Origin of the sequence: Mesorhizobium sp. M7A.F.Ca.MR.362.00.0.0 (assembly GCF_004023175.1) — a bacterium.
Taxonomy (GTDB): domain Bacteria; phylum Pseudomonadota; class Alphaproteobacteria; order Rhizobiales; family Rhizobiaceae; genus Mesorhizobium.
The window spans coordinates 952-1,952 of record NZ_RZTF01000596.1 but is presented as its reverse complement, the minus strand read 5'-3'; the positions used below and the strand labels follow the sequence as shown (position 1 = coordinate 1,952).

Below are 1,001 nucleotides of genomic sequence, written 5' to 3'. Positions count from 1 at the left end.
CATCGGCGCGTTCGTCGATCCTGTCGTCGGCCATTGCGGCCCAGTATGAGGTGCTGCGCGGGGCAGCCCTCGGCGAAGCTCTGCCGCTCAAGGCCCGTAGCGGCCTCATGCTCTTTCTGCGCCGGGGCATGTGGGGGTGGGCACAGACGCTGGCCGCAGCAGCAAATCCCCCGCAAGAACAAAGTCATCCACCGTCGACCGCCTGGCCGACGCACGGCGGGCACGCAGCCGTCGTTCACGTCCTTGCGATAATAGCCATGAGCATCCACGACCGGAGATCACCATGAATGCGCACCTTAAAGTCCAGTCTCATCACGTCGAACGCAGCGCCTACCTGTACATCCGCCAATCCTCGATGCGGCAAGTCATCGAGAACACCGAGAGCGCCAGGCGGCAATATGCGCTTCGTGGACGTGCGGTCGCCCTCGGCTGGCGGGATGAGCAGATTATCGTCGTCGACAATGATCAGGGCGAATCCGGTGCTTCGGCGGCCTGGCGCGAGGGGTTTCAGCGCCTGGTCAGCGACGTCGGCATGGGGCGCGCCGGGATCGTGATGGGGCTCGAAGTCTCCCGGCTGGCGCGCAACAATGCAGACTGGCAGCGTCTGCTGGAGATTTGCGCTCTTGCCGACACCCTCATCCTCGATGAGGATGGCGTCTACGAACACACATCTTAATGCCCCAATTAGATTTGGGGATGATCAACGGATAACAGTTGCCGATCCGACGCACCCACTTTATGGGCGCGATTTCATTTTGGCGGGCAGACCGAGCGGCGCCGACCCCTATCGTCAGCTTCTTGTCGTTTACCGCGATGATGTTTTCCTGAAGATTCCGATCTCGGCCACCAATCTGTATCCATCGGCACCAGATCTGCCGTTAGCCAAGCTTTCAACTACGAGCGTTCGCGATTTTATTCGCCTTGTCTGCTCTGCAAAGGCGCAGGCGCCGCAAAGTTCCTTCGATATACCTGAGCATGATAGCCTGACGTCAGAAACCGAA

General features: G+C 60.0%; 2 protein-coding genes and 1 pseudogene. All 3 read left to right on the top strand.

From position 1 onward, the window contains the following. The coding region (locus EOC06_RS41075) for a hypothetical protein (protein ID WP_206631331.1) at positions 1–287 on the top strand (287 nt) is incomplete at its 5' end. Further along, positions 284–664, top strand: a pseudogene (locus EOC06_RS35710) (recombinase family protein); the annotation flags it as partial. The gene EOC06_RS41075 and the pseudogene EOC06_RS35710, both read left to right, overlap by 4 nt. Before the next feature lie 91 nt (positions 665–755). Further along, positions 756–1,001 (top strand): hypothetical protein (locus EOC06_RS41070; RefSeq protein WP_206631330.1); only part of this gene is annotated, 246 nt, incomplete at its 3' end.